Annotated in this window: 24 protein-coding genes and 1 pseudogene; 11 read left to right on the top strand and 14 right to left on the bottom strand. The window is 64.1% G+C overall.

Going from position 1 to position 23,963, the window contains the following annotated elements; genetic code table 11:
- Position 1 precedes the first annotated feature (1 nt).
- The 6 genes from A5651_RS08965 to A5651_RS08990 all read left to right on the top strand — a co-directional run bounded on the left by A5651_RS08965 (position 2) and on the right by A5651_RS08990 (position 6,156).
- Positions 2–1,999, top strand: coding sequence for a biotin carboxylase N-terminal domain-containing protein (locus tag A5651_RS08965; protein WP_066978466.1), 1,998 nt, complete (start codon positions 2–4; stop codon positions 1,997–1,999).
- Positions 1,996–3,162 carry an acyl-CoA dehydrogenase family protein gene (locus tag A5651_RS08970; protein WP_197496586.1) on the top strand — a complete coding sequence of 389 codons (1,167 nt, stop codon included), beginning with the start codon at positions 1,996–1,998 and terminating at the stop codon, positions 3,160–3,162. The genes A5651_RS08965 and A5651_RS08970 overlap by 4 nt, the downstream gene beginning before the upstream one ends.
- The gene (locus tag A5651_RS08975; protein WP_066978472.1) at positions 3,162–3,944 is read left to right on the top strand and encodes an enoyl-CoA hydratase family protein; all 783 of its coding nucleotides are present in this window, start codon (positions 3,162–3,164) and stop codon (positions 3,942–3,944) included. Before A5651_RS08970 ends, A5651_RS08975 begins: the two co-directional genes overlap by 1 nt.
- 392 nt (positions 3,945–4,336) lie before the next feature.
- Positions 4,337–4,696 (top strand): hypothetical protein, encoded by a 360-nt coding sequence (locus A5651_RS08980; protein WP_066978475.1) that lies wholly within the window; start codon positions 4,337–4,339, stop codon positions 4,694–4,696.
- A 73-nt stretch (positions 4,697–4,769) separates the two neighbouring features.
- Positions 4,770–5,531 carry an SDR family oxidoreductase gene (locus tag A5651_RS08985; RefSeq protein ID WP_066978478.1) on the top strand — a complete coding sequence of 254 codons (762 nt, stop codon included), beginning with the start codon at positions 4,770–4,772 and terminating at the stop codon, positions 5,529–5,531.
- A gap of 43 nt (positions 5,532–5,574) precedes the next feature.
- Positions 5,575–6,156, top strand: coding sequence for a DUF1707 domain-containing protein (locus A5651_RS08990; RefSeq protein ID WP_066978480.1), 582 nt, complete (start codon positions 5,575–5,577; stop codon positions 6,154–6,156).
- A gap of 24 nt (positions 6,157–6,180) precedes the next feature.
- Here the strand turns inward: A5651_RS08990 and A5651_RS08995 are convergent, their stop codons facing one another.
- Positions 6,181–6,684 carry a hypothetical protein gene (locus tag A5651_RS08995; protein ID WP_156662748.1) on the bottom strand — a complete coding sequence of 168 codons (504 nt, stop codon included), beginning with the start codon at positions 6,682–6,684 and terminating at the stop codon, positions 6,181–6,183.
- Between the two features lie 226 nt (positions 6,685–6,910).
- Between A5651_RS08995 and A5651_RS09000 the strand changes: the two genes are divergently transcribed.
- The 4 genes from A5651_RS09000 (at position 6,911) to A5651_RS09015 (ending at position 11,023) form a co-directional block, all read left to right on the top strand.
- A complete protein-coding gene (locus A5651_RS09000) occupies positions 6,911–8,143 on the top strand; it encodes a DUF222 domain-containing protein (RefSeq protein ID WP_231988626.1) in 1,233 nt (410 codons plus the stop codon).
- Positions 8,041–9,510: a recombinase family protein gene (locus A5651_RS09005; RefSeq protein WP_066978489.1), complete on the top strand. Its 1,470-nt coding sequence runs from the start codon at positions 8,041–8,043 to the stop codon at positions 9,508–9,510. The genes A5651_RS09000 and A5651_RS09005 overlap by 103 nt, the downstream gene beginning before the upstream one ends.
- A gap of 366 nt (positions 9,511–9,876) precedes the next feature.
- A complete protein-coding gene (locus A5651_RS09010; RefSeq protein WP_066978492.1) occupies positions 9,877–10,668 on the top strand; it encodes a hypothetical protein in 792 nt (263 codons plus the stop codon).
- Positions 10,669–10,840: 172 nt separating this feature from the next.
- Positions 10,841–11,023, top strand: a complete 183-nt coding sequence (locus tag A5651_RS09015; protein ID WP_066978495.1) for a hypothetical protein — start codon at positions 10,841–10,843, stop codon at positions 11,021–11,023.
- Positions 11,024–11,035: 12 nt separating this feature from the next.
- Here the strand turns inward: A5651_RS09015 and A5651_RS25270 are convergent, their stop codons facing one another.
- From A5651_RS25270 to A5651_RS09045, 8 genes are all read right to left on the bottom strand, one after another.
- The gene (locus A5651_RS25270; protein ID WP_156662750.1) at positions 11,036–11,209 is read right to left on the bottom strand and encodes a hypothetical protein; all 174 of its coding nucleotides are present in this window, start codon (positions 11,207–11,209) and stop codon (positions 11,036–11,038) included.
- A gap of 82 nt (positions 11,210–11,291) precedes the next feature.
- A complete protein-coding gene (locus A5651_RS09020) occupies positions 11,292–12,503 on the bottom strand; it encodes a phage major capsid protein (RefSeq protein WP_231988627.1) in 1,212 nt (403 codons plus the stop codon).
- A gap of 1,037 nt (positions 12,504–13,540) precedes the next feature.
- Complete coding sequence (locus A5651_RS25275) at positions 13,541–13,867, bottom strand: HNH endonuclease signature motif containing protein (protein ID WP_156662752.1); 327 nt, start codon at positions 13,865–13,867, stop codon at positions 13,541–13,543.
- The gene (locus tag A5651_RS26205; RefSeq protein WP_255361794.1) at positions 13,867–13,992 is read right to left on the bottom strand and encodes a hypothetical protein; all 126 of its coding nucleotides are present in this window, start codon (positions 13,990–13,992) and stop codon (positions 13,867–13,869) included. Before A5651_RS26205 ends, A5651_RS25275 begins: the two co-directional genes overlap by 1 nt.
- Positions 13,989–14,306 carry a hypothetical protein gene (locus tag A5651_RS09030; RefSeq protein ID WP_066978503.1) on the bottom strand — a complete coding sequence of 106 codons (318 nt, stop codon included), beginning with the start codon at positions 14,304–14,306 and terminating at the stop codon, positions 13,989–13,991. Before A5651_RS09030 ends, A5651_RS26205 begins: the two co-directional genes overlap by 4 nt.
- A 461-nt stretch (positions 14,307–14,767) precedes the next feature.
- The gene (locus tag A5651_RS09035; protein WP_082943662.1) at positions 14,768–16,261 is read right to left on the bottom strand and encodes a phage/plasmid primase, P4 family; all 1,494 of its coding nucleotides are present in this window, start codon (positions 16,259–16,261) and stop codon (positions 14,768–14,770) included.
- Positions 16,258–16,557 (bottom strand): DUF2742 domain-containing protein, encoded by a 300-nt coding sequence (locus A5651_RS09040; RefSeq protein WP_066978507.1) that lies wholly within the window; start codon positions 16,555–16,557, stop codon positions 16,258–16,260. The genes A5651_RS09035 and A5651_RS09040 overlap by 4 nt, the downstream gene beginning before the upstream one ends.
- Before the next feature lie 290 nt (positions 16,558–16,847).
- Positions 16,848–17,033, bottom strand: a complete 186-nt coding sequence (locus tag A5651_RS09045) for a helix-turn-helix domain-containing protein (RefSeq protein ID WP_066978510.1) — start codon at positions 17,031–17,033, stop codon at positions 16,848–16,850.
- A gap of 293 nt (positions 17,034–17,326) precedes the next feature.
- Here A5651_RS09045 and A5651_RS25940 point away from each other — a divergent pair.
- Positions 17,327–17,608, top strand: a pseudogene (locus tag A5651_RS25940) (HNH endonuclease signature motif containing protein); the annotation flags it as partial.
- Positions 17,609–17,673: 65 nt separating this feature from the next.
- Here A5651_RS25940 and A5651_RS09055 read toward each other — a convergent pair.
- The 5 genes from A5651_RS09055 to purN form a co-directional block, all read right to left on the bottom strand.
- On the bottom strand, positions 17,674–19,659 hold the full coding sequence (locus tag A5651_RS09055; RefSeq protein ID WP_066978517.1) for a VWA domain-containing protein: 1,986 nt from the start codon (positions 19,657–19,659) through the stop codon (positions 17,674–17,676).
- On the bottom strand, positions 19,652–21,037 hold the full coding sequence (locus tag A5651_RS09060) for a sigma 54-interacting transcriptional regulator (RefSeq protein WP_156662754.1): 1,386 nt from the start codon (positions 21,035–21,037) through the stop codon (positions 19,652–19,654). The genes A5651_RS09055 and A5651_RS09060 overlap by 8 nt, the downstream gene beginning before the upstream one ends.
- Positions 21,038–21,101: 64 nt before the next feature.
- The gene (locus tag A5651_RS09065; RefSeq protein WP_231988628.1) at positions 21,102–21,737 is read right to left on the bottom strand and encodes an LpqN/LpqT family lipoprotein; all 636 of its coding nucleotides are present in this window, start codon (positions 21,735–21,737) and stop codon (positions 21,102–21,104) included.
- A gap of 31 nt (positions 21,738–21,768) precedes the next feature.
- Complete coding sequence (purH, locus tag A5651_RS09070; RefSeq protein ID WP_066978522.1) at positions 21,769–23,334, bottom strand: bifunctional phosphoribosylaminoimidazolecarboxamide formyltransferase/IMP cyclohydrolase; 1,566 nt, start codon at positions 23,332–23,334, stop codon at positions 21,769–21,771.
- Positions 23,331–23,960 carry a phosphoribosylglycinamide formyltransferase gene (gene purN / locus A5651_RS09075; protein ID WP_082943663.1) on the bottom strand — a complete coding sequence of 210 codons (630 nt, stop codon included), beginning with the start codon at positions 23,958–23,960 and terminating at the stop codon, positions 23,331–23,333. The genes purH and purN overlap by 4 nt, the downstream gene beginning before the upstream one ends.
- Positions 23,961–23,963 lie beyond the last annotated feature (3 nt).

Here is a 23,963-nt window from a genome sequence, read left to right on the forward strand (position 1 = left end):
CATGATCACTCGAGTTCTGGTCGCAAACCGGGGAGAGATCGCCCGCCGGGTGTTCGCCACCTGCCGTCGTCTCGGAATCGGCACGGTGGCCGTCTACACCGACCCCGACGCCGGCGCACCGCACGTCGCAGAGGCCGACGCAAGGGTGCGCCTCGACGGCCGCAACGGCTACTTGGACGCCCAGCAGCTGATCGCGGCGGCTCAGGCGGCAGGCGCCGACGCGATCCATCCCGGTTACGGATTCCTCTCCGAGAACGCTGATTTCACGTCTTCGGTGTTGGACGCGGGCTTGACGTGGATTGGGCCGCCGGTCGCGGCGGTGGCGGCCATGGGGTCCAAGATCGAGGCCAAGAAGATGATGGCTGCCGCGGGTGTTCCCGTGCTGGACGAGCTCGATCCGGACGCCGTCACGGCCGACCAGCTGCCCGTACTGATCAAGGCGTCAGCGGGTGGCGGCGGCCGGGGCATGCGCGTCGTACGCGAACTGTCGGAATTGCCTGCGCAAGTGGAGGCTGCTCGGCGCGAGGCGCAGTCGGCGTTCGGTGATCCGACGGTGTTCTGCGAGCGCTATCTGGCCAGCGGCCACCACGTGGAGGTTCAGGTGCTCGCCGATGAGCACGGCACCGTATGGGCGGTCGGCGAACGCGAATGCTCGATCCAGCGCCGCCACCAGAAGATCATCGAAGAGGCGCCGTCGCCGCTCGTCGAACGCGTTACCGGCATGCGGGACAAGTTGTTCGACGCGGCACGGTTGGCGGCGAACGCTATCGGCTACACCGGCGCAGGCACGGTCGAGTTCATGGCCTCCGGCTCGGACGACGGGGCTGGTGACTTCTTCTTCCTCGAAATGAACACCCGCCTTCAGGTCGAGCACCCCGTCACCGAGCTCACCACCGGGCTGGACCTCGTCGCGCTGCAGATACTCGTCGCCGACGGCGGCAGGCTGGAACCGGAGTCGCCGTTGTCACGCGGCTACTCAATCGAGGCGCGACTGTATGCCGAGGATCCCGCCAGGGGCTGGCAACCGCAGGCCGGACCGGTGCATCGTTTCGATGTACGTGATGCCACAACGTCTTTCGGGCTGATCGACGGCCTGGGCGTGCGGGTGGATACCGGCGTCGAGGACGGTTCTGAGGTGTCGGTGTTCTATGACCCGATGCTGGCCAAGATCATCTCTTACGCGCCCGGTCGACGACAGGCGGCTGCCCTATTGGCTGATTCGCTCGCGCGCACCGCTATTCACGGTGTGCGCACCAATCGCGACCTTTTGGTCAACGTGCTGCGCCATCCCGCCTTCCTCGACGGCGCCACCGATACGGGGTTCTTCGATACCCACGGCTTGGCTGAGTTGGCCATGCCGCTGGCCGGTGCGCGCGCGTTCGAGTTGTCGGCGCTGGCCGCGGCGCTGGCGGATGCCGCTGAGAACCGACGTACGGCGAAGGTTTCCGCGGCGGCGCCCAGCGGTTGGCGCAACGTGGCGTCGACATTTCAGACGAAGTCGTTCGGCACCATCGGTGGCGAGACCCATGAGGTCCGGTATCGCTTCACGCGCAACGGCATCGAGGTGCCAGGACTCGACGGGGTGCGGCTGGTGTCGTCGTCGCCCGGACACGTGGTGATTACCGTTGACGGCGTCGACCGGCCGTTTGCCGTCTCTCGCTACGGCCCAGATTCTCAGGATGTCTTCGTCGACTCCCCTTTGGGCCCAGTGCAACTCACGGCGCTGCCGCGGTTCCCCGACCCGGCCGCTGCGCTCGCGCATGGCTCACTGTTGGCCCCGATGCCGGGTTCGGTGTTGCGCGTCGGCGGCGCGGTGGGTGACACCGTCACCGCCGGCCAGCCATTGATCTGGATGGAAGCAATGAAGATGGAGCACACCGTGGCCGCGCCGGGCGATGGCGTGCTCGTCGAACTCAACGTTGAGCCCGGCCAACAAGTAGACGTCGGCATGCAACTAGCACGAGTACTCGACCGTGTAGACGATCCTCAAGGAGATTGACAGTGCAAGGGTTCATCGAGGGCGAGGAGCGCCAGGCGCTCCGAAAGGCCGTGGCCGCTATGGCCGCGGAGTACGGCCAGGACTATTACCTGGAGAAGGCGCGGTCCGGCCAGCATACCGACGAATTGTGGGAAGCCGCAGGCAAGCTCGGCTTCATCGGAGTGAACCTGCCGGAGGAGTACGGCGGTGGCGGAGCAGGCATGTACGAGCTGTCCATCGTCATGGAGGAGATGTCGGCTGCTGGCTGCCCCCTGCTGCTGATGGTGGTCTCCCCCGCGATCAACGGCACGATCATCAGCAAGTTCGGCACCGAGGAGCAGAAGCGTCGGTGGTTGCCCGGTATCGCAGACGGGTCGATCACGATGGCGTTCGCGATCACCGAGCCCGATGCGGGCTCGAACTCGCATCGCATCACAACGACCGCCCGCCGCGACGGCAGCGACTGGATCCTCAACGGCCAGAAGGTTTTCATCTCCGGGGTTGATCAGGCGCAGGCGGTGCTGGTGGTTGGCCGCACAGAAGACCATAAAACGGGCAATCTCAAACCGGCGCTGTTCATCGTGCCCGCCGACACCCCGGGCTTCACGTGGACGAAGATCGACATGGAGATCGTCAGCCCGGAAAGCCAGTTTCACGTATTCCTCGATGACGTCAGGCTGCCGTCGGACGCACTTGTCGGCTCGGAGGACGCCGCCATTGCCCAACTGTTCGCCGGGCTGAACCCCGAGCGAATCATGGGTGCGGCCAGTGCGGTCGGCATGGGCAGGTTCGCGATCAACAAGGCGGTCGATTACGTCAAGACGCGTCAGGTGTGGAAGACGCCGATCGGAGCACACCAAGGGTTGTCGCATCCGTTGGCGCAGAACCACATCGAGATCGAGCTCGCTAAGCTGATGATGCAAAAGGCCGCGACGCTGTACGACAGCGGCGACGACGTGGGCGCGGCCGAGGCTGCGAACATGGCCAAGTATGCGGCGGGCGAGGCGTCGGTGCGCGCGGTCGACCAGGCGGTGCAGTCGCTCGGTGGTAACGGGTTGACCAAGGAGTACGGCATCGCTGCCGCGGTGACCGCCTCGAAGCTGGCCCGCATCGCGCCGGTCAGCCGTGAAATGGTGCTCAACTTCGTAGCGCAGACCTCGTTGGGTCTGCCACGCTCGTATTGATGAGCACGCTGGTCCATTACGCCGTCGACGGTGCCGTCGCGCGGCTCACGCTGGATTCACCGCACAATCGCAACGCATTGAGTTCGACTCTGGTCGACCAGTTACGCCAGGGACTGTGCGACGCGTCGGACGATTCGTCGGTGCGGGCGGTAGTGCTGGGCCATACAGGGGGGACGTTCTGCGCGGGCGCCGACCTGTCAGAGTCTTCGGCGGCAAGCGGTGGCGACCCGGCCGAGACCCTCGCCGCCAATGCGCGACAGCTGGTGTCGGTACTCCGCGCGATCCTCGAGATGCCGCAACCCGTGATCGGCGCGATTGACGGGCATGTCCGAGCCGGCGGCCTGGGGCTCGTCGGGGCGTGCGACATCGTGGTGGCCGGACGCAACAGCACGTTCGCGCTCACCGAGGCCCGCATCGGGGTGGCGCCGTCGATCATCTCGCTGACGCTGCTGCCGAAGATGTCGGCGCGAGCCGCTGGGCGCTACTTCGTCACCGGGGAGAAATTCGGCGCCGAGGAAGCCGCTGAGATCGGCCTGGTGACGATTGCGGCCGACGACATCGACGTCGCGGTCTCGGAGTTGACGGAGCAGATCGCGAAGGGCTCGCCGCAGGGTCTCGCGGCATCGAAGGCATTGACAACGGCTTCGGTATTGAATGCATTTAATGACCGCGCCGAGGCCCTGACCAGGCAATCTGCTGAACTTTTTGTCTCCGACGAGGCCCGCGAGGGGATGCTCGCCTTTCTGCAGAAGCGGCCGCCGAGCTGGCTTTCTAGCAACTGACGAGCGGCCTTCTACGGCAAAGCAAGTTTGCCAGCGGTATCGCTAGGGGTCGTCGGCACGGGTGGCGCAGCGGCCTTCGCATGCCATCGACATCCGTTTAAGTACCAACACAACGGCCGGTATTGGACGGTTGTCGATTATTCAGCCCAGACCGTCGGCGATGCTCAATTTGAATGGGCGTTCACCTGCATGTTTTACGGGTTCGCGCGGATTTCAGGGGCCAGCAAACCAAGTTTGCTGGATCGTTTCAGACAGCTTCTGGGCGAGCGGAACGCGCTGACGTCGGAGATAATAAGGCAGCACTTGCGCAATGTCGTTGATCATGGGCTATATTGTGTTAACTGAGCGGCGAGCAACGGCAGACCGATCAAGACTTCAAACAGGGAGAAAGAATGAAGATCAAGTCCATCGCGGCCGTTGGCGCCATGGGACTCGGCTTGGGCGTCGCCAGCTTCATCGCCGGCACTGGCACCGCATCGGCCGACCAGTGCGGCACGCCACCCTTCGGGCTGCATCCGGCCAATATCGCGTGCGTGACCAACGCGGAAGTCGGGGACTTCTTGCGGACCACCAGCCCGCAGTACAACATCGATGTCTTCCTGCACGGTCAGAACGAAACAGCGGGCGACCCCTCGACGAACAACGGACTTGGCATCCTCGACCAGCCGAAGACGTTCGTAGATAGCGTCGGAGAATTCTTGGGCGGACCGAAGGCTCCGGACCCAGCACCTGAGTCCGGAAGCGGCTTCTAAGCTTCGTCAAGTCAACGGGCACTTGCGCACAGCGCAGGTGCCCGTTTGCTTTTGCGCGTAGGCTCGCTTTTCGATGGTTCGAGAAGTTCTCGTCACAGGCGCCACCGGCACGCTCGGCCACCGAGTGGTTTGCGAGGCAACGGAAGCCGGCCACAAGGTTCGTGCATTGAGCCGCAAGCCCCACGTCGGCTACACCGGCATCAACTGGGCGCAGGGCGATCTGCTCAGCGGCGACGGCATCGACACCGCGCTCGAGGGCATCGACACCGTCATTCACTGCGCCACCCAGCCCACCGGCGGCAAGGACGTCGTCGCCGCCACTCAGCTCATCTCGGCCGCGCGCCGTGCCGGAACCACGAACATCCTCTACGTGTCGATCGTCGGGATCGACCGCATTCCCCTCCCCTACTACAAGACCAAGCTCCGCGTCGAGGAAGCATTGGCCGGATCTGGGCTGGGGCACACGATCATTCGCGTCACCCAGTTTCACGACCTCATCGCGACGATGTTCTCGGCCCAACGGTTCTCGCCGGCGTTGCTCGCGTTCAAGGGCGCGCGCTTCCAACCCATCGACACTCGCGACGTCGCGACCCACCTCGTCTCTCTCATCGACAACGGGCCGGCGGGACGCGCCGATGACATCGGCGGCCCCTCGGTGTTCGCCCACACCGAGCTCGGGCGCATGTACTTGAAGGCACGCGGCAGCCGCCGGCCTGTCCTGCCGTTACCCGTGCCGGGAGGCATCGGCGCCGGGCTACGATCCGGCGCCAACCTCGTTCCCGCAAACCCGGTAGGGAGTATCGGTTTCGCCGAGTACCTCGCGCCAACTACATGATCTTCCTGTGCATACCTATTCCCGCGTCGTAGGCTCACTACCGATGAGCACACCAGCGTCGCGAAACCGATCGGAGCCCGCCGCGGACACCGATCGGATCCAGGCAGCCCACCTCCTCGCCGACGCCGCAGCCCAAGGCCGCCTCCCGATGACCGAATACGAGAACCGGCTGACCAAGGCGTACGCCGCGAAAACCTACGACGAGCTGGAACGTCTGAGCGCAGACCTGCCGGGCGCGGCCTCCACCACCCGCCGAGGGGCACCGCCTCACCCGGCTCCCTCGACCCTGCTGCTGGCGATCATGAGCGGATTCGAGCGCCGCGGCCGCTGGAACGTGCCCCGAAAACTCACGACCTTCACCCTCTGGGGCGGCGGGGTCATCGATCTGCGCTACGCCGACTTCACCTCTCCCGAGGTCGAGATTCACACCTACTCGATCATGGGCGGCCAGACGATACTGGTGCCGCCCGAAGTGAACGTCGAGCTCAGCGGCCGCGGGATCATGGGCTCATTCGACCAACTCCAGTTCGGCAAGGGTGTGGCCGGCGCCCCGCGCGTGAGGGTTCGCGGCTTCTCGCTCTGGGGCAAGGTGGCCGTCAAACGCAAGAAGCGCAAGACGAGCTAAAGACCGGATACTTCCGGCGGCGGTTTAGGTGCACTGCCGGAAACCGAACACCGGCGCTCCACTGCTCGGGTCACCTTTCAAGTTGCATTCGCGGACGGGAAGAACGTTGCCCAGTCGGTCGGCGGGCGACGTGTTCACAACACCCTTGAACGAACCGTTCGAGCCGGTGCCGACGGTGTATTCGTACTTGCCGGTCTTGTCGTTGTACTCGAGATCACCCCTCGTGCCGAATGTCTGGTGATATCCGGTGCCCAGCGGAGAGTCATCGAGAGTCTTGTTGATCTGCGTCGATTGGTTGAAGACCGAGTCACCGAACTGCTGAGCCGCGCGAAGACCCGGCGCAGGGTTCTTCAAATCGGGACGCCCTACTGAGTTGCCCGGCGTTTCGGGGTTGATCTGTGTGTCGGCCTTGTCCAGATTGACGTCAGTCAACGCTGCCGCCATACCGGCCGGCGCGAAAGCGGCAAATGTCCCGCCCGCGGCTAAGCCGCCGATAAGGGTCCTCGCACGGACGGATCGTTCAGACATGCGCCGATGCTTTGCCAACTGCCGAGTGCCCTTCATGAAAGCAGCCACCCCTCAGGCGGCTTGATCAGATGAACGTAACGCACCCGCCTTCAGTTGTCCTGCGCAAATGCGTGCCATCCGAACGCGATACTCGGCCGCGCCCAAACTCTTATCCACAGTTGCGCTTCTATCCACAACCTTCCCACGCACAGTGTTGTTGGAACACATGTTCGAATACCGTGGTGGTGTGAAGAGCACGCAGCAACACGAGATCCGCGCCGCACTCGATGCAGTCGACGCGGCTTACGCACGGCTGCGCGCCGCCACCAGCGACTCCGTCGGCAACGCGTTCCGGGTGGAAGTCGCCGAACGGCTGGAAACCCAGCACCGGGTCAACCGCGGGCAGATGTACCGGTTCTTCGGTGAGCTCATCGACCCGCCCGACGGAGCCGACGACCCCGACCTGCCTGCGGGCACCGTGATGTGCAAGCTGCTCTGGCAGCGGCTGCGCATCACTTCGGGCGACGTCAAACACCGGCTCGCGATCGCCGCCCGTATCCGGCCCCGCCGGTCGCTGACCGGTCCATCGCTGTCTCCTGAGCTGCCCCGGCTGGCCGAAGCCGTCGAGAGCGGGGGCATCGAGGAGAAACACATCGACGCGGTCTGCAGAGGCATAGACGAACTACCAGCGGCCCTACATCACAAGAAAGACATCACCGAGCGCATCCTGGTGGCGCACTCGCAAAAGCAAGACGCCAACTACGTCGCGAAACTGGCCCGCGACATCGCCGAGCACCTCAACCCCGACACGGAGTTCGACGAACAAGATCGCAGGCGCCGCAGCGGAATCAGGATGGGCCGCCAACGCGCGGACGGCATGAGTTACCTCAGCGGCTGGGTCGACCCCGAAACCCGCTCCTACATCGAAGCCGCAGATGCCGCTGTCCGCCCCGGCCGCCACCAAGCCGAGGCCGACGGGCATGTCGAGGTTCAGCCCGACGCCCGCAGCGCCCCACAACGCCTGCACGACGCGATCAAGCTCGGCCTGCGCGCTGCGATCTCCGCCGGTGCCTACGGCCAACATCGCGGGCTACCCCTCACCGTCATCGCCACCACCACCCTCGCGGAGTTGAACCGAGCCGCCCACGCCGTCAACAACCCATCGATCCCGATGCCGCCGGCGGCACGCACCGGCGGCGGGTCCACGATTCCGATGCGCGATCTGATCCGCATGGCCGCCAACGCGATCCACTACCTCGCAGTGTTCGACGACCATTCCAACCGGCCCCTGTATCTGGGCCGCACCAAACGCATCGCCACCGCCGACCAACGCATCATCTGCTACGCCTACTACTGTGCGACTGACATACTGGTTGTATGGGTACAGCACGCAGCACAAAGTCGCAGCTCAGAGCGGCGATCTATACGCGCATCTCCGCAGATCAGACGGGCGAACGCCTCGGCGTCACCCGTCAGCTAGAGGACTGTCTGGCGCTGGCCGACCAGCTCGGCTGGGAGGTTGTCGCCCGATTCGATGACAACGACATCAGCGCGTTCAACGGCAAAACCCGCCCAGGGTTCGAGTCACTGCTCGATGCCATGAAACGCGGCGAGATCAATGCGCTGATCTGCTGGCACACCGACAGGCTGTACCGGTCGATGAAAGATTTGGAACGGCTCATCGACATCGCCGATACCGCGCAGGTGGCGATCCGCACCGTCAACGGCGGTGACCTCGACCTGTCCAACAGTTCGGGCCGCATGATGGCCCGTATCCTCGGGTCGGTGAGTCGCGCCGAATCTGAGCACAAAGGCGAACGGCAGCGACGGGCCAACATCCAGCGGGCAGAGGCGGGAACGTGGCGCACCGTCAACCGCCCGTTCGGCTACACCACGACCGGTGAACCCTTGGAGCCGGAAGCGACAGCGTTTCGCGCCGCCGTGCACGACGTCCTGGCGGGCAAGAGCCTCCGCAAAGTGTCGATGGAATGGAACGCGGCCGGGCTGAAAACCACGCTGGCGGGTAAGCAACGAACCGAAAAAGGTCTAACGAAAATCAACAGCGGCCAGTGGAACTCTCAACGCGTCCGGCGGCTGTTGATGAATCCGCGCTATGCCGGTCTGATGGTGCACCGCGACAAAGAAATCGGGGCAGGCGATTGGACGCCGCTGATCGATGTTGACACCCATCGCGGGTTGGTCGCCTATCTGAGCGAACCGACACGCAGAAAATGCACATCGTTTGAGCGCAAATACATGGGTGCCGGTGTGTATGTCTGCGGGCGCTGCGGCGGGCCGATGAAGTCAGCGATGCCGGGTGGTCGCAAAAGCTCCGCGTACGTGTGCCGAGACCATGCACACGTGCTGAGAGGTGGCCAAGTGTTGGACGACTTTGTGAGCGAAATCGTGGTGCGCCGACTGTCGCAACCCGACGCACATTTGTTGCTGGACAGCACCGAGATTGATGTCGACGGCTTGCAGACCGAACGGGCTGGGTTGCAAGCCCGACTCGATGAGCTAGCCGACGCGTTCGCCGAAGGTGACATCAACGCCAGTCAGTTGCGCACCGGCACCGCCAAACTCCGCTCCAAACTTGCGGTCATCGACTCCCAGCTGTCCGACGCTGCCCGTCACGACCCGGTGGCTGGTTTGATCGCCGACCGCAAGCGTGTGCAGCAGCACTGGGATGACGCCTCTGCGTCGATTCGCGGGCAGGTGATTGATGCGTTGATGACGGTCACAATCCTGCCGCTGCCGAAAGGTCGGCGCACTGATCAGCTGACACCCGCCCGTATCGCCGAGCTTGAACGCGACGGGCAGTATGTGCGCATCGACTGGAAGCGTTGATTTCCGAGCCCCCAGCGCGCGCCAGCCGCCCGTCCGCCGCTCGCGAACGGGTTTGATCTTGCATGCTGCTGGCAACGTCGTTCAGTAGACGGTGGGTGGGCAGAGCTTTGTACGTTGTGAATCTGTCATGGTTGGGGGCCGCAACCTCTACCCGCCGTTCAAGGTGACCGCGCAGACCGGCCCACGGGTGTTGAGACAACAGCACCAACCTGGCGGTCGCCGTCCCCCTCAAACTGACCCACCCTGGCTCGCGGCACCCAGCGCGTCTGTAGCTAGCCAGCACAGACTGTGCACGTCACCGTCATTGGTGACACACCTAGCGCGCAGCCTTCATACGGCGCATCGAGTGGATTAGCGTTCGCCGTTATGGACGAACCGTCAGGTCCCGGCGCCCCGCGGAACACCCCGCCGGAGGGATTCGCAGTCCCCCCGTCGTTCCGCTTCGAAGCGTCGGTCACCGTACGCAACTACCTCACCAATCAACAGCTGTGGACGGCGAGGCGTGAAGCATGGCTGTGCGGCAAGCGTGAGGACACGCTAGTTGCCGCTGGCAACAACAACGTCGACAGGTTGCACCGGTCCCACGCGATCATGGCCATCTTCTCGGCCGTCGCTTTCTTGGAAGCGTTTGTTAATGCGATCTGGCAGGACGCCTCCGAAAAAGCACCGGGTCAGCACAGCTCGTACACCGAGGGTATCCCTGACGCCGGGATGGCGACGATGCGCGAGTTGTGGAATGGCAAAGACGGGGCCGAACGCATGATGAGCGTGCTTAGCAAGTTTCAACTGGCGCTGGTGTGCGCGGGTCATGATCGCATGGAGGACAACGCGGAGCCGTTTCAGAGTGTCGACATACTTGTCGACCTGCGAAATACCTTAGTGCACTTCAAACCACACACACAGGGCGATCCTGAGGAAGTTGGACGCCGTCTACGGAAACTGGTGGCTGGCCTCGAATCGAAGATCACGCCCGAGCGCCAGAATCGGCAGAACGTATCTGGCTGGTATCCGAACAAGGTACTCGGTGCGGGGTGCGCCGCTTGGGCGTGCGACTCGGCTATAGCGTTCGCGAGGGATTGGCATGCTCGCATGGGGTTGAACCACGACTTTGAGGAGCGTTACCTGTTGCCATCGGAACCATTCCAGGTAGACGACTGAGACTTCGGGGTCTATAGAACCCGAAGTTAAGTCATGCCGTCGTCCCGCGATCTTCTCGCGAAACACGCCCTCCATCCCGCTGAGCGGGACAGCATGGCGGACGGCGGCAAGGCGTATCGAATATAAATTTCGCTCTGTACGAACGAGTTTCGTTGGAGCTACCCTGCCAGCCATGACCACCTGGTATGACATCGCCGACCAGCTCACGCCCGCGCAGGTTGCCGAACTGCGAGACATCGAGCGGCAAGGGCGTTCGCCGGACAGAATGCTGATGTACGCGCGCTACTACGCCGCATTAAACCTTGAGTACATCACCGGCTGGCCAGAGCCGACCCCGCCGCCGCCGGGCTGGTGATGTTGAGCGCGGTTAGGTCCGTTTCGCGATGGCCAGCAGCGACGCCGCGATGGATTCCAGCAGCGAAGGAACGCAGTCGCGGGTGGCGTTGGTGCGGGCGTCATCCAACGAGTGCTGCGCGCGCTGGATCAATTCCCATGCGGTATCAATGTGGTCGAGGTTGTCGATGTCTATGTGTGTGCACATGATTCGTCGTTTTCCGGTGTGAACCCTGTGCGGGGCCGGGGTCAATAGGAGGGAAGCCCCCGACCCCGCAGAGGTGGCTCACTTATGCCTGCAACAACCTGAAGGCGTTATCGACAACGCTGTCCGAACCTGTTCTCGCCCATAAGAACATGCCACGCTGGCCGGTCGGCCTGCGGTTGGCACCAAACAGATTTGGGATCAACTCCAAGGTGCTCGGGAAGCGGTCGACAATTACGAAGTGCTCAAACGAGCCGTACACCAAGACGTAATTGGTTTGCCCAGCGTCGATCACCGAATCCATGTTGGACAGCTCGTTTGCTGTGCGGCCCAGCAGTGTTGCCGGGTTGTCGTGCAAACCGGGGAACCGTAACGCACCGTTGGCGGTCTCCATCTGACGCAACATGTTGTGAATCGGCAGTGCCGCACACCATTGCGCATTCGTGGAAAACCTTGGCGGCAAAGCATTTTGGAGTGCGTACACGTCGCCCGCCACCAGCGTATCGGGGGTTGCGGTGTTGACGACCACCGTTGGTGACGACGCCGCCAACGCTGTGATGATGCCGGTTGGTTGGCCAGTGCCGCTGCCCGTGGTGTACGCGGTCGCTGACAATTGGTCGAGTCCGTCGACCAGCAGCTTGCCTATCTCTTGTGTGAAATTGGTGGCGTCCTGCGCGATCTCGTAGGAGAACGGGATAAACGCCGACTGCTTGAAAACGGGAATGCTCGGCTGTGCAAAAGTCGGGCTAGCGTCGGACGCTTCCGCTGCCTCAGCCAGCCATTCGGCGGTGACACCAGCGCTAGTGACGCCGTTCCACGTGTCGCTGACCGTCTGCACCACCCTTGAGATTTGACGTAGCGGGTTCACGTTGCCCGCGCTGGTGATCAGCACAGCCGGATCAAGCTGTAACGGACTGAGATAGCCACCCGCACTATCGACGGTGGATAGGGCGCGGGTTTCGGCTCGCAGCTGTTCGACCCGCCGGAACGCCTCCTGCTCCTGCGGTGTCCACAACAGGTGACCACGGTTCGGGTCGGCGACCAACCTGGAAAACGCCTTCAGGTAGTCGCGGCTGCCCGTGGCCTGCACCACGCGCGCTGTCCAGTCCTGCTCGATTGGGCTGCCGGTGCGGGTAAGCGCCTCAACAGCTTCGGCGCTACGCGCGGGCAGCTGGTTGCCGTCGACCAGGCCATCCAACACACGCATCGCGGCGGTGCGCTGACCGCGCATGTGTGGACGTGGGCCGTCGTCGTCGTCGTTGCCCGTCGTTGAATCCCGCTCGGTGCCGGGGATCACCCGGTAGCCGCCGCTGTCACCGTTGCGCCCAACACTGGCGAGCTGGTGCCGTCGCTCCAAAGTCTCGCGGCGCCGATTGGTGGCGTCGAACTCGTCTCGGAGGCTTATAAATTCCTGCTCGTCCCGCTTGCTCAAGCGGTGCTTACCGCTCAGCTGTTCCAGCCGCTCGGCGATTGAATGAAGTCGGTCAACCGCCTCCGAGTGGGTGAGTCGGCGAATTTCGTCGGTGTCCATAAGTCATATCTCCTAAGAATCAAAACGCATTTCGGGGAAAGGCCGATTCCCCCGCCCGCGCGGCCAGAAAGGATTAAGACACCGCGCAGGCGGGGGTAGACCGGCCAATAAGGCCGTGAAAACGCTGGTCGCTGGCTCTTGAATCCCTTGGAGGGAACGCGGTCTCAGGAGACCGGGCGGCGCTACCTGCGTGTGGCGCGGCACCCCTCTCGGGCCACCGGGCCGGGGACGGGTGTGCGTCTCTAGAACACACACGCATCCTTAACTCTGAAGATTACCACCGTCTTCGGGGTAAAACTCATCCCACAGCTCGCCGTGCTCGTCGTAGTGCTCGGCTTCGCTCAGCGGCGTATTCTCAGTCATTTGCCCAACCACCTTCGCAGTGTTCGCGACCGCGCGATGCCCAGCTGCGCGGCTATCTGGACCTCTGACTGACCGGCAGCGGCGGCGTCGCGAGCGGCTGCCATCGCGTTCTGGGTCGCCACTGCTAGTGCTTGACGGGCAAGTGTTAGCTCCGCGCTCACAGCGCAAAGCCGCAGGTCAGTGTCGCTGACCGGATGTATCTCCCGCATCTTGGCCATGTTGCTCATGCTACACCCGATTCTAGTGGTCATTAAGGCATGGAATTCGTTGGCACACAACGTAACCCCCTCTTCCAGCGCCCATTGGCCCGTCAAGGGGGTTTTGCAATTTTGAGACGGCATATGCCGAGACGACGGGTCGTTCACTCCTGAGCTGCCTCCCTCGATTGACTCCTCCCCCCCTTCTCGGGTGGCTTTGGGCCGCAATGGATTCCGGGGCGGTCATCGTAGCCTCGTCTTGCCGCGCTGCGCCTCTGCGCGCGTCTTCCGGTCATGACATGGGTGGCAGAGCGACTGCAGATTTTCCCATGCCCACTCGTCGCCGCCTTCGGCGAGCGGCACGATGTGGTCGACGGTGACCGCTGGTCGCCTGCATCCCGGCCATTGACATCGTGGGTTGGCGTTGAGTTTGGCGGCGCGCAACCGCTGACCGCGTGCACCGCGCGATGCTCTGGGCTTGGTGCCTTCCCACGCCGGTCGGCACGGGCACCGCCTGCCGGTGAAAGCTTTTCGGCAACGGGCACAGATTCGGGGTGCTGCGCTGGGCATCAGCGCCTCCGCAACCGAAGCTCAAGCCGAACCATCGGGTCGATCACGGTTCGCACATACAGCTTGAACAGCCACGAGTGGCGATGCCCGTCGATGAGGCTGTTGCCGCACAGTTGGCAGGTCATTCGTTGTCACCTCCATTCGTGTTGTCTTCGTCCAGTAGCCGCTCAATGTCGGCGTCGATGTCGTCAGCCACGAACTCGGCGTCGGCGTCAAGTGGGCCGTCGCCGCACAGCAGGTCGCGGTGCACCAGGGCCAATGTCCGACCCCCGCGCACGAACTCGATGGCCTCACCCTGCGGATGCATGGTTACGCCTGGCACCCCGTGCTCGATGTCGTGTGCGAACCGCTCGGCCCGGTCTGCCGGGTCGAGGGCCGACCATGCGTTGGCGATGAGCTGGCGCACCTTCTCGGGGTTGAGGTCGTTTACATCGGTCATTGATCTTGTTTCCTTCCGTTGTTTCTGCGTTGGCCGCTGTCGCTTATCGCGACAGTGTGTGATCTTGAGTCCTGAGCGATCTGGGGGACAGCGCGGGCACTTCCGGCGGTGGGCGGCGGCGAGTTGCGCTCCGCATTGGGCAGCCCGCCATTGGTGGCAGGTCGCGCTCGTTGCTTGACGAGCTGAACCCGGTTTTGGCTGACGGGGTCACGAGCTGGTGTTCTGCCCGACCCCGTTAACCCGTCCAACGAGCTGTGACGAGCTGACGAGCTGGACGTGTCAGCGGCAGGATTTCATGGCGCGCTCCTCGACTGGTGACGGTCTCCTCGCGCCCGGCACAGGATCATCCTGTGCCAATGTTTCTATGTTAGAGCGACAATGGGGTTTACCCTGTGCCGCCTGTGCCACCACCGTTGATCTGCGACTTTGCAAGACCGGTGGCACAGGATGATCCTGTGCCACTACCGACCATCGCCATATGGCACAGGTGGCACAGGCAAAAGTCCAATGCCTGCGTAGAGGCGAAGTCGACCGCCGTCAACCCTCGGCTGAATCACCTTTACTTCGGGCACAACCGCGTGCAAGTCGCGACCGAACGTCGACTTAGCTCCGGTGGCGTGACCGTTGTCCCACGCCCATTTCTGATAAGCGCTGTACAGATCATCACGACTGACGCTCTCGTGCGGGCCACGAACGCAGCAGTCGCGAACGAACGCCGACATGGGCGAGGCGAGGTCCATCATCAGATTCGCGGCGTCCTGCGACGATTGCGGGACAGTAAATTTGCCGTTCCGGTAGAGCCGATCCAACCCCTCCAACGCCCACGCCAAGATGCCGGGCAGCTCGACGGCCAGGCGATCATCGAGCGTGCGGTCCTCGCGGCCCAGAAACGATTCGGTCGTTTGCAAGATCAGCATGCGGTTGGCGATGGCACCGGACATGTCGCGGAACTTGGGCAACTCGTTGGAAAGGATCACAAACCGCGTCGGCAGCCTCCCCGACCAGGGGTCGCGGAACTTTCGGTCGACAGTCAGCATGTCTTCGCCAGTGATCGACAGCAGGCGTTCCACCACCGTGTTCGCCGGTATATTGCCAAGGCGCGCATCGGATATGATGCCCAGCGGCTTACCCAGCAGCGGCGATAGACCGAAGTTGGTGCCGAGGCTCGCCAAAGTGGGACCAGCGACATGTCCGCGACCCAGTAGGGCGGTCAGCAGGCGGGCGATAGTGCCTTTACCTGATCTTGTTGGGCCGATAACGACAAGCATTTTTTGCATGTCAGTTCGACCCGATAGCACGTAACCGAAAAACTCTTGAAGCAAAGCAACAGATTCTGCGTCATCAGCCCACAACGACTTCAAGAACGCCAGCCACGTCGCTGGCTCGGGCGCGTCTCGGTGGTAATCGAACGGCACAGCAACAAGGTTGAAGAACGCCGGTGTGTGGTCGTAAAGCTGTCGATTCGACAGACTGAGTAAGCCGTTGTCGCATGAAATGATCTGGCCAGTTACGTCTTCCGCGCCCGCGCTATGTGCGACCCACGACGGAGGATCAATGTCGCGGCTCAGGTGACCGATTGCTTCCATCGCTTCGACAACGTCAGCGACTTTACGCCGAGACGGATTCCACGGAAGGCGTTCAACGGAAGTCTTTTTCGCGACCAGGTAATCAGCATTGTCAAGTACTTCGTAGATTGTGCTGCGAATCTCGGCAACGTCGACCTCCATCCAATGCGTGATGTCCCAACGCATCCAACCTCCGCGCCAAGCCAATAGGGTGCGCACACCGTCGCTGGTGAGGCTCTCGTAAAGCTGACTCGCCACTTCGTACGGAGCATCGGGCGGTGGAAACAGCACACGTGCATTGGTTCCCGTCGACGGCGGCTCATTATCACTGGCATACCTGCCGCTCTCGACGATGACCTTGCCACGCGCAGCGTCATCGCTCACGGTCATGACGCCCGCCTCGGAATGTAGTACCTCGCCCTGTTGTAGACAGATTGGATGACCGGCGTCCAATCCTGCGATGCGCGAATCTCTCTGGCGGCATCGACATACGCCTCCTGACAGGTTTCCATCCGCAAAGCCCAGTGCTGGGCGGCGTCGAGAATCGCGGCCAGCTTGCGCGGATCGTTCTCGGCGAGGCCGCACCATGCCGGGGTGCCGACCATTGGCCAGTCGTCGGTGAGTCGTGCGGCCACGTACTCGTGCACGCTCCACCACGAGACCTGTTGGTTTTCTGGTATTGTCATCGTTGCCTTTCAGATGGCTGTGCCCCGCTGGTGTTGGTGTTGCGCCAGCGGGGCAATTTTTTGAATCATGTTGCGCGGCAGTCAGATGCGTCATTTGTCGCACCTGTCCGCAGCAGTGCGGAGATGCGGCTTCGCTGCTCGTCAGTCAGCGGCGGCGCTGCTCCGACAATGCGGTCTATCCCGTCGCCGGTGGCTTGGTGCTGGTGGGACATACGTTCTCCCAGTTGTTTCGGGTATGAAAAAACCCCGCGCCGATTGCGGCCGGGGTTGTATCTAGGTGAACTGCTTATCTATTCATGCGTCACAGGCCTGAGAATCTGATCTCGAACTTCGCTGAGATCAAAACGCAGAAACCGACCACCAAGCCGGTAGCCGGTGATCTTCCCTTCGCGCAACCAGCGCTGCACCGTGCCGGGCGCGACACCTAAAGCGGCGGCAGTCTCGTTGAGGGTCGCCAGTGGGTCGCCGGTCTTCATCGTGTTTTCCTCTCGGCCAAATTGTGGGCATGAAAAAGCCCCCAGGAGCGAAAAGGCTCCGTGAGGGCAGCGTCAACTGAATTCTGTAGTTCCAACCCGTCAAGGCATTTCGGCCTGGTTTAGAACGACGGGCGCGTCTGATCACCAAGACTAGTTCCAACCCGGTAAGGGCATCTCGGCCTGTCGTCTATCCACCGGGCGCTGGTGATCGGCTATGTTGCGTTACGTCACGCATTCAACGCTACCCACGCGTTTCGCGTAGTCAAGCACCAGTATCTAGTCTGCACAGTTGCGCCCGCGACCGCGGCTGCACCCGACCGGGCTGCACCGAACCCGGCTATCACTGCGAGGTCAACCACGACCCAGCCTGGGCCACCGGCGGGCGCACCGACGCCGACTGCCTGTTCTTCGACTGCGGCCCCGACCACACCCTCGTCACCAAGGGACTGCTCCAGACCAAAGTCACCGACACCGGCCGACTCGCCTACACCGACGGCACCGGCCCACCCGAAATCAATTACGCACACCACCCCGAAGAACGATTGCGCGAGCTCTTCGACGACGACGATCCCTAGCGGACGCCACCGCGTCTCAACACGCAATGACGATTACCTGTTAATCCAGTGCGTAAACGGACCTGTTAGCGGCGACGTCGGGACCGCAGATAATCGCCGACGACCGCGGCGCCCAGACCGTCCAGATCGGGCACGACCACGCGGCCTTCGACACGCCGCGCCACTTGATCAATGAACCTCGCCAAACCCGGATCGTTACCCAGCCGGAAGATCGTGATCTGCGCGCCCAGCCGCGCCATCTCATCGAATCCCTTGACGGTGTGCGCGATCGTCCGCGGATGCGGCGGGTAATCAAAAAAAACCGCCGTACCCTCGCGGTCGCCGAAGTTCTCCAGATGAGCCGTCGGCTCACCGTCGGTCACGACCAGCACGACCGGCTGCGCGTTGGGATGACGGCGCAAGTGCCGACCCGCCAACGCCAACGCATGGTGCAGATTGGTGCCCTGCTCGTACACGCCTTCCAGTCCGGTCAGCTCGGCAGCGGATACCGTTCGCGCGTATCGGCCAAACGCGATGATCTGCAACGCATCCGACCGGAACCGCGTACTCACCAAGTGGTTGAGCGCCAGCGCCGTGCGCTTCATCGGCAACCACCGGTTCTCCATCACCATCGAGAACGAGGTATCCACCAGCAGCGCCACCACGGCCTGCTGACGCGTCTCGGTCTCCGACACCTCGACGTCCTCGACCGTGATGCGGATCGGCATCTCCGCTACGCCGGTACCGGCCTGCCGCAGCACGGCATTCGTCAACGTCCGCGTGACGTTCCATGGCTCGGTATCTCCGAACTGCCACGCCCGCGTCGCACCCGTCATCTCGCCGGCCGCACCGGCCCGCCTGGTCTCCCGTTCACCATGCCGGCCCGAAAGCTGTTGCGCCACATCACGCAAGGCAGTCTGGCCGAGCTGACGCATCGCCTTAGGCGACAACCGCCACTGCCCGTCGGAGCCACGGTCCAGGAAGCCCTGATCCATCAGCGCCTTCTCCAACTCCGCCAGCGTCCGCGCGTCGACAGCCGCCTCCTCGCCGAGTTGGCGGGTCAACGCCTCGAGGTCGACGTCCTCCATCGTCGCGCCCGCATAACTCTGCGACAGCGTTTCGGCGAGCTGCTCCAGCTCGGCGATGTCGGCCATCGCCTGCGCGCCCTCGCCCATGCCCAGCGGATTGTCTCCAGAGAACCGCGACGACCCCGTCCAATCCTCACCCGGTCGCGCCGCCTGCAGATGCGCGTCCAAACGGTTCAACGCGTTCATCAACGACGGCGACCCGAATGCCTGCTGCGCCAACGCATCCAGCTCGGCACGCTGATCAGCCGACAGGCTATTGCGGAACCTCTGAGCCGCCGCCGCCCGCTGCGCCAGCGAGTCCAGCAGCTCGTCGACGTTGCTCGGGTTCTCCGGGAAGAACTCGCCGTGCTTGCGCATGAAATCGTCGAAATCGGCTTGCGTGTCCTCGCCGCGAGCATGCTTGTCCAACAAATCATTCAGGTCGTCAAGCATCTCGTTGACGCGCTGACGGTCCTCATCGGTGGCGTTCTCGAGGGCCTGCTTCATGCCGGCGAACCGCTGGTCGAGCATCTCGCGGCCCAGCAGATCCTTGATCTGCTCGTACTTCTCGCGCGCCTCCTGGCTGCGCCACTCGTAGTCGGACAGCTCCTGCACGGCCTTGGCCGGCGACGGCGGCAGCGACTCGATGCGCATCTCCTGGAACCGGGCGTCGTCGTCGAGGGCGCGCGCCAACTCCTTGCGTTCGGCCAGCACCGCCTCGTCGAGCAGCTTCTTGATCTCCTGCAGCGTCCCGTCGAGGTTGTTGCGCTGCAGCAGTTCCCGACGACGACGGTTCGCCTCGGCGGCCAGCTTGTCGGCACCACGCATGTTTTGCGTACCGCGCCGCAGCAGCTCCTGCAACGCGCGTCGCGGCGACGAGCCCTCCATCACGTCCTGCCCGATCGCCTCCAGCGCCTCGCGCAGATCGACCGGCGGCGCCAGCGGATCCGGTCCGCCGGTGTAGCCGGAATAACGGGACGAGCGCCCGTGCCCGCGTCTAGCCATAGACCGTTTCGCCCTCGCCGGACACCTTGTCGATGCGCTTCGCCAAATACAGTGCCTCCAAAGCCAATTCGACGGCGGCGGCGCGCTGACCGTCCGACTTGGCCCCCAGCCGCTCCTGTATCTGGGCAATCGCGGGCACTTCCGGCACCACGGCCAGCACGTCACGCGCCGAGACCCGCTCTCCCGTCGTCACCGCCGTGCCGCCCTCGATGGCGACCACCAGCGGACCGACGTCGATACCGCCCAGCAGCCGCTGCGCGGTGTCAGCCGTCGCGCGCCGCAGCAGATGCTCGAGCACCGCCTGCTCGCGGCCCTCCTCACCAGACTCGAATTCCAGCTTTCCGCGCAGCACGTCGATCACCGTGCCGAGATCGACCACCCGGGCCACCGGGTCCGTCTCGCCCAGGATCGCCGAGCGGTGCCGCGCCGCCGCGGCCACCGTCTCCGCCGCCGCGATCGCGAACCGCGCCGACACACCTGACCTCTGGTCGACCGAGCTTGACTCGCGTAGCAGTCGCGCGAAGCGCGCAAGGATCTGCAGCAGATACTCCGGCACCTCCGCAGCCAGGTGCGCCTCCTGGCTGATGACGCCGACCTCGGCGGCCAGTTCGCGCGGATAATGCGTGCGGATCTCGGCGCCGAAGCGGTCCTTCAGCGGGGTGATGATGCGGCCGCGGTTGGTGTAGTCCTCGGGGTTGGCGCTGGCGACGACCACCACGTCCAGCGGCAGCCGCAGCGTATAGCCGCGTACCTGGATGTCCCGCTCCTCCATGACGTTGAGCATCGACACCTGGATACGCTCGGCGAGGTCGGGCAGCTCGTTGACTGCGACGATGCCGCGGTGCGCCCGAGGGATCAGGCCGTAGGCGATGGTCTCCGGGTCGCCGAGGCTGCGGCCCTCGGCCACCTTGATCGGGTCGATGTCGCCGACCAGATCCGCCACGCTGGTGTCCGGCGTGGCCAGCTTCTCGAAGTACCGCTCGCTGCGATGCCGCCACTCGATGGGCAGGTCTTCACCGGACTCTGCGGCCCGCCTGATGGACTCGGGGGTAATCGGCGTGAACGGGTGCTCTCCGAGCTCCGAGCCCGCGATCACCGGCGTCCACTCGTCGAGCAGACCGGACAGCGCGCGCAGCAGCCGCGTCTTGCCCTGACCGCGTTCACCCAGCAGCACCACGTCGTGGCCTGCGATCAGCGCCCGCTCCAGCTGCGGCAACACGGTGTCCTCGAAGCCCAGGATCCCCGGCCACACATCGCGACCCTCGGCGAGGGCGGCCAGCAGGTTCTCGCGGATCTCCTCCTTGACGCCCCGCTCGCGATGGCCGGAGGCGCGCAGCTCACCGAGGGTGCGGGGCCGGTCATTAGATGATGTCACCACTCCACGCTACGACGAGTGGCGACAACGGGCAGCGGTTGCCCTCTGCGCGAACGTTGGAATGCAGCTAGGCGTCCGACGGCGGCAGCATCTGGAAGCCGGTCATGATCGTCTCAGCGTCGCGCTTGTACGTGGGGTTGTCGGGGTCGGCGCTCTGCACCGTCATCGTCATCGCGAACGTCATGTCCTCGGTCTGCATCACCGCGGTCAGCACCCGCGCCGGGTGCGGCCGCAACATGCCCAGCTGCGGCGTGGTGTAGTCGATGGTCTCGGCGGGCAACTCGCACAGCGTGCCCTCCGAGACGCGGATATCCGTTGCCCCGATCGCGGACTTCAACGCTTTGTGCTGCGCGTCGAACACCTCTTCCGGCTCCGTGTGACCACGGTGGCTTTCGAGCGTGACGACGGCCGTGGGCGCAAACCCGTCCTTGGCCAGGCCTTCGTTGCGCATGGAGAACCGGATCAGCTCCGAATCCATCATCGTCACCCGGTCCCAGCCGTCGGGCTGCGGGATCTTCATGACGGGCTCTTGATCGTTGTGGTCGGGGATCGGCGTCATCGGCGCGTCGACCGCTGTGCAATCCGATGCTGTCGCACCCGCCTTGCCCATGTCGGGCGCCGCGACCACGCGGGCGTCGCTCACCACTCGCGTGCACGAGGCGCACAACACAACGGCGGTGGCCCCCAGGACCACTGCCGCCACCCGCCTCACCGTCACCATGGCCCGCAACCTATCAGTGCGCGAAGTGCCGCGCCCCGGTCACGTACAAGGTGACGCCCGCCTTTGCGGCCGCCTCGGTGACGAGTTCGTCGCGCACCGAACCGCCGGGATGCACGATCGCCTTCACCCCGGCGTTGGTCAAGGTCTCGAGGCCGTCCGGAAACGGGAAAAAGGCGTCGGAGGCGGCGACCGCGCCGCGCACACGGTCACCGCCGCGCTCCACCGCGAGGCGGGCCGCGTCGACCCGGTTCACCTGGCCCATGCCGACGCCGACGGTGGCGCCGTTGGCCGCGACGACGATCGCATTGGATTTCACCGCCCGGCACGCCCGCCACGCGAACCCCAGGTCGGCCAGCGTCGCCGGGTCGGCGGGCTCTCCGGTGGCCAGTGTCCAGTTGATCGGGTCGTCGCCGGGCGCGTCGAGGGCGTCGCGCTGCTGCAGCAGCAGACCGCCGCTGATCGGCCGCACGTCGATTCCTCCGACCAACGGCTCAGACGCGACGAGAACCCGGATATTCTTCTTGCGCGCAAGCACTTCCACCGCACCGTCTTCGTAAGCCGGCGCGATGATCACCTCGGTGAAGATGTCGGCGACGGTTTCGGCCATCTCCACGCTGACGGTGGTATTGGCCGCGATGACGCCGCCGAATGCGCTCAGCGGATCGCACTCGTGGGCTTTGCGATGCGCGTCGGCCACCGACTCCGAGGAGATCGCGATGCCGCAGGGGTTCGCGTGCTTGATGATCGCCACGCACGTCTGCTCGTGGTCGAACGCGGCGCGCCAAGCCGCGTCGGCGTCGGTGAAGTTGTTGTACGACATCTCTTTTCCGTGCAGCTGCTCGGCCTGCGCCAGACCGGGCCACGCGGTGTCATCGCTGTAGAGCGCCGCCTGCTGATGCGGGTTCTCCCCATAGCGCAGCACACCGGTACGCCGCCAGGTGCCGCCGAACCAGGCCGGCAGTTTCTGCGCGGGCTCCTCCGGAGCCAGCGTCTCCCCCATCCAGCTCGCGACGGCCACGTCGTACTCGGCGGTGTGACGAAAAGCCAATGACGCCAATATCTTTCGTTCAGCCAGCGTGAACCCGCCTGCCCGCACCGCCGCCAGCACTCCGTCGTAACCCAGCGGGTCGACGACAACGGCAACGCTGGGATGGTTCTTGGCCGCCGCCCGCACCATCGACGGACCACCGATGTCGATCTGCTCTACGCACTCGTCGACGTCGGCACCGGATGCCACCGTCTCGCTGAACGGGTACAGGTTCACCACGACCAGGTCGAACGCCTCAACACCGAGTTCTTCCAGAGCGGCGGCGTGCTCGGGCTTGCGTAGATCGGCGAGCAGGCCGGCGTGCACCCGCGGATGCAGCGTCTTGACGCGGCCGTCGAGCACCTCAGGGAAACCGGTCAGCTCCTCCACCGGGGTCACCGGAACACCGGCTGCGGCAATGGTTTTCGCTGTCGAACCGGTTGAGACGATCGCGACGCCCGCCTCATGCAGGCCGGTAGCGAGTTCAGGCAGGCCGGTCTTGTCGTAGACACTGACCAACGCCCGTCGAATCGGTTTGCGTCCGTCCGTCATCCTAGAAATGCCTTTCGTCCAGTCCATGTCACTCCGCGCGTTGCCACCGCGGCCAGGACATCCACCAACAGTCTGCGTTCGACGACCTTGATCCGCTCATGCAGGGTGGCTTCGTCGTCGTCGTCGAGCACCGGTATGGGCTGCTGGGCCAAGATCGGCCCGGTATCGGTGCCCGCGTCCACCAAATGCACGCTGCAACCGGTCACTTTGACCCCGTACGCGAGCGCGTCGGGCACGGCGTGCGCACCCGGAAACGACGGCAGCAGCGCCGGATGGGTGTTCAGGATGCGGCCGAGGAAGCGCGAAAGAAACTTGGTGCCAAGGATTTTCATGAAACCCGCCGACACGATAAGGTCCGGCTCGTGCGCGGCCGTGGCATCGGTGATGGCCACATCCCACGCGTCGCGGTCCGGGTAGTCACCCAGCCGCACCTGGTAGCTGGGCAGCGACGCCGCCTCGGCGACCTCGACGGCCCGACAGTCCCGGTCGACGCCGACGGCGACGATGCGGGCGGGATAGTCGCCGACGGCGGACTCGAGCAGGGACTCCAGCAGCGAACCGGTGCCGGAAGCCAACACCACCACCCGGGCCGGTGCGCTCGGGGGCACACGGAGGGGTTGCTGCACGCG

Origin of the sequence: Mycobacterium sp. 1274761.0 (assembly GCF_001668615.1) — a bacterium.
Lineage (GTDB): Bacteria > Actinomycetota > Actinomycetes > Mycobacteriales > Mycobacteriaceae > Mycobacterium.

What these genes read in the sequence shown, in the direction of transcription:
- A5651_RS08965 (WP_066978466.1), top strand. Translation starts at nt 2, where the DNA reads ATGATCACTCGAGTTCTGGTCGCAAACCGGGGAGAGATCGCCCGCCGG.
- A5651_RS08975 (WP_066978472.1), top strand. Translation starts at nt 3,162, where the DNA reads ATGAGCACGCTGGTCCATTACGCCGTCGACGGTGCCGTCGCGCGGCTC.
- A5651_RS08980 (WP_066978475.1), top strand. Translation starts at nt 4,337, where the DNA reads ATGAAGATCAAGTCCATCGCGGCCGTTGGCGCCATGGGACTCGGCTTG.
- A5651_RS08985 (WP_066978478.1), top strand. Translation starts at nt 4,770, where the DNA reads ATGGTTCGAGAAGTTCTCGTCACAGGCGCCACCGGCACGCTCGGCCAC.
- A5651_RS08990 (WP_066978480.1), top strand. Translation starts at nt 5,575, where the DNA reads ATGAGCACACCAGCGTCGCGAAACCGATCGGAGCCCGCCGCGGACACC.
- A5651_RS08995 (WP_156662748.1), bottom strand. Translation starts at nt 6,684, where the DNA reads ATGTCTGAACGATCCGTCCGTGCGAGGACCCTTATCGGCGGCTTAGCC.
- A5651_RS09005 (WP_066978489.1), top strand. Translation starts at nt 8,041, where the DNA reads ATGGGTACAGCACGCAGCACAAAGTCGCAGCTCAGAGCGGCGATCTAT.
- A5651_RS09010 (WP_066978492.1), top strand. Translation starts at nt 9,877, where the DNA reads ATGGACGAACCGTCAGGTCCCGGCGCCCCGCGGAACACCCCGCCGGAG.
- A5651_RS09015 (WP_066978495.1), top strand. Translation starts at nt 10,841, where the DNA reads ATGACCACCTGGTATGACATCGCCGACCAGCTCACGCCCGCGCAGGTT.
- A5651_RS25270 (WP_156662750.1), bottom strand. Translation starts at nt 11,209, where the DNA reads ATGTGCACACACATAGACATCGACAACCTCGACCACATTGATACCGCA.
- A5651_RS25275 (WP_156662752.1), bottom strand. Translation starts at nt 13,867, where the DNA reads ATGCCCAGCGCAGCACCCCGAATCTGTGCCCGTTGCCGAAAAGCTTTC.
- A5651_RS26205 (WP_255361794.1), bottom strand. Translation starts at nt 13,992, where the DNA reads ATGACCTGCCAACTGTGCGGCAACAGCCTCATCGACGGGCATCGCCAC.
- A5651_RS09030 (WP_066978503.1), bottom strand. Translation starts at nt 14,306, where the DNA reads ATGACCGATGTAAACGACCTCAACCCCGAGAAGGTGCGCCAGCTCATC.
- A5651_RS09035 (WP_082943662.1), bottom strand. Translation starts at nt 16,261, where the DNA reads ATGACCGTGAGCGATGACGCTGCGCGTGGCAAGGTCATCGTCGAGAGC.
- A5651_RS09040 (WP_066978507.1), bottom strand. Translation starts at nt 16,557, where the DNA reads ATGACAATACCAGAAAACCAACAGGTCTCGTGGTGGAGCGTGCACGAG.
- A5651_RS09045 (WP_066978510.1), bottom strand. Translation starts at nt 17,033, where the DNA reads ATGAAGACCGGCGACCCACTGGCGACCCTCAACGAGACTGCCGCCGCT.
- A5651_RS09055 (WP_066978517.1), bottom strand. Translation starts at nt 19,659, where the DNA reads ATGGCTAGACGCGGGCACGGGCGCTCGTCCCGTTATTCCGGCTACACC.
- purH (WP_066978522.1), bottom strand. Translation starts at nt 23,334, where the DNA reads ATGACGGACGGACGCAAACCGATTCGACGGGCGTTGGTCAGTGTCTAC.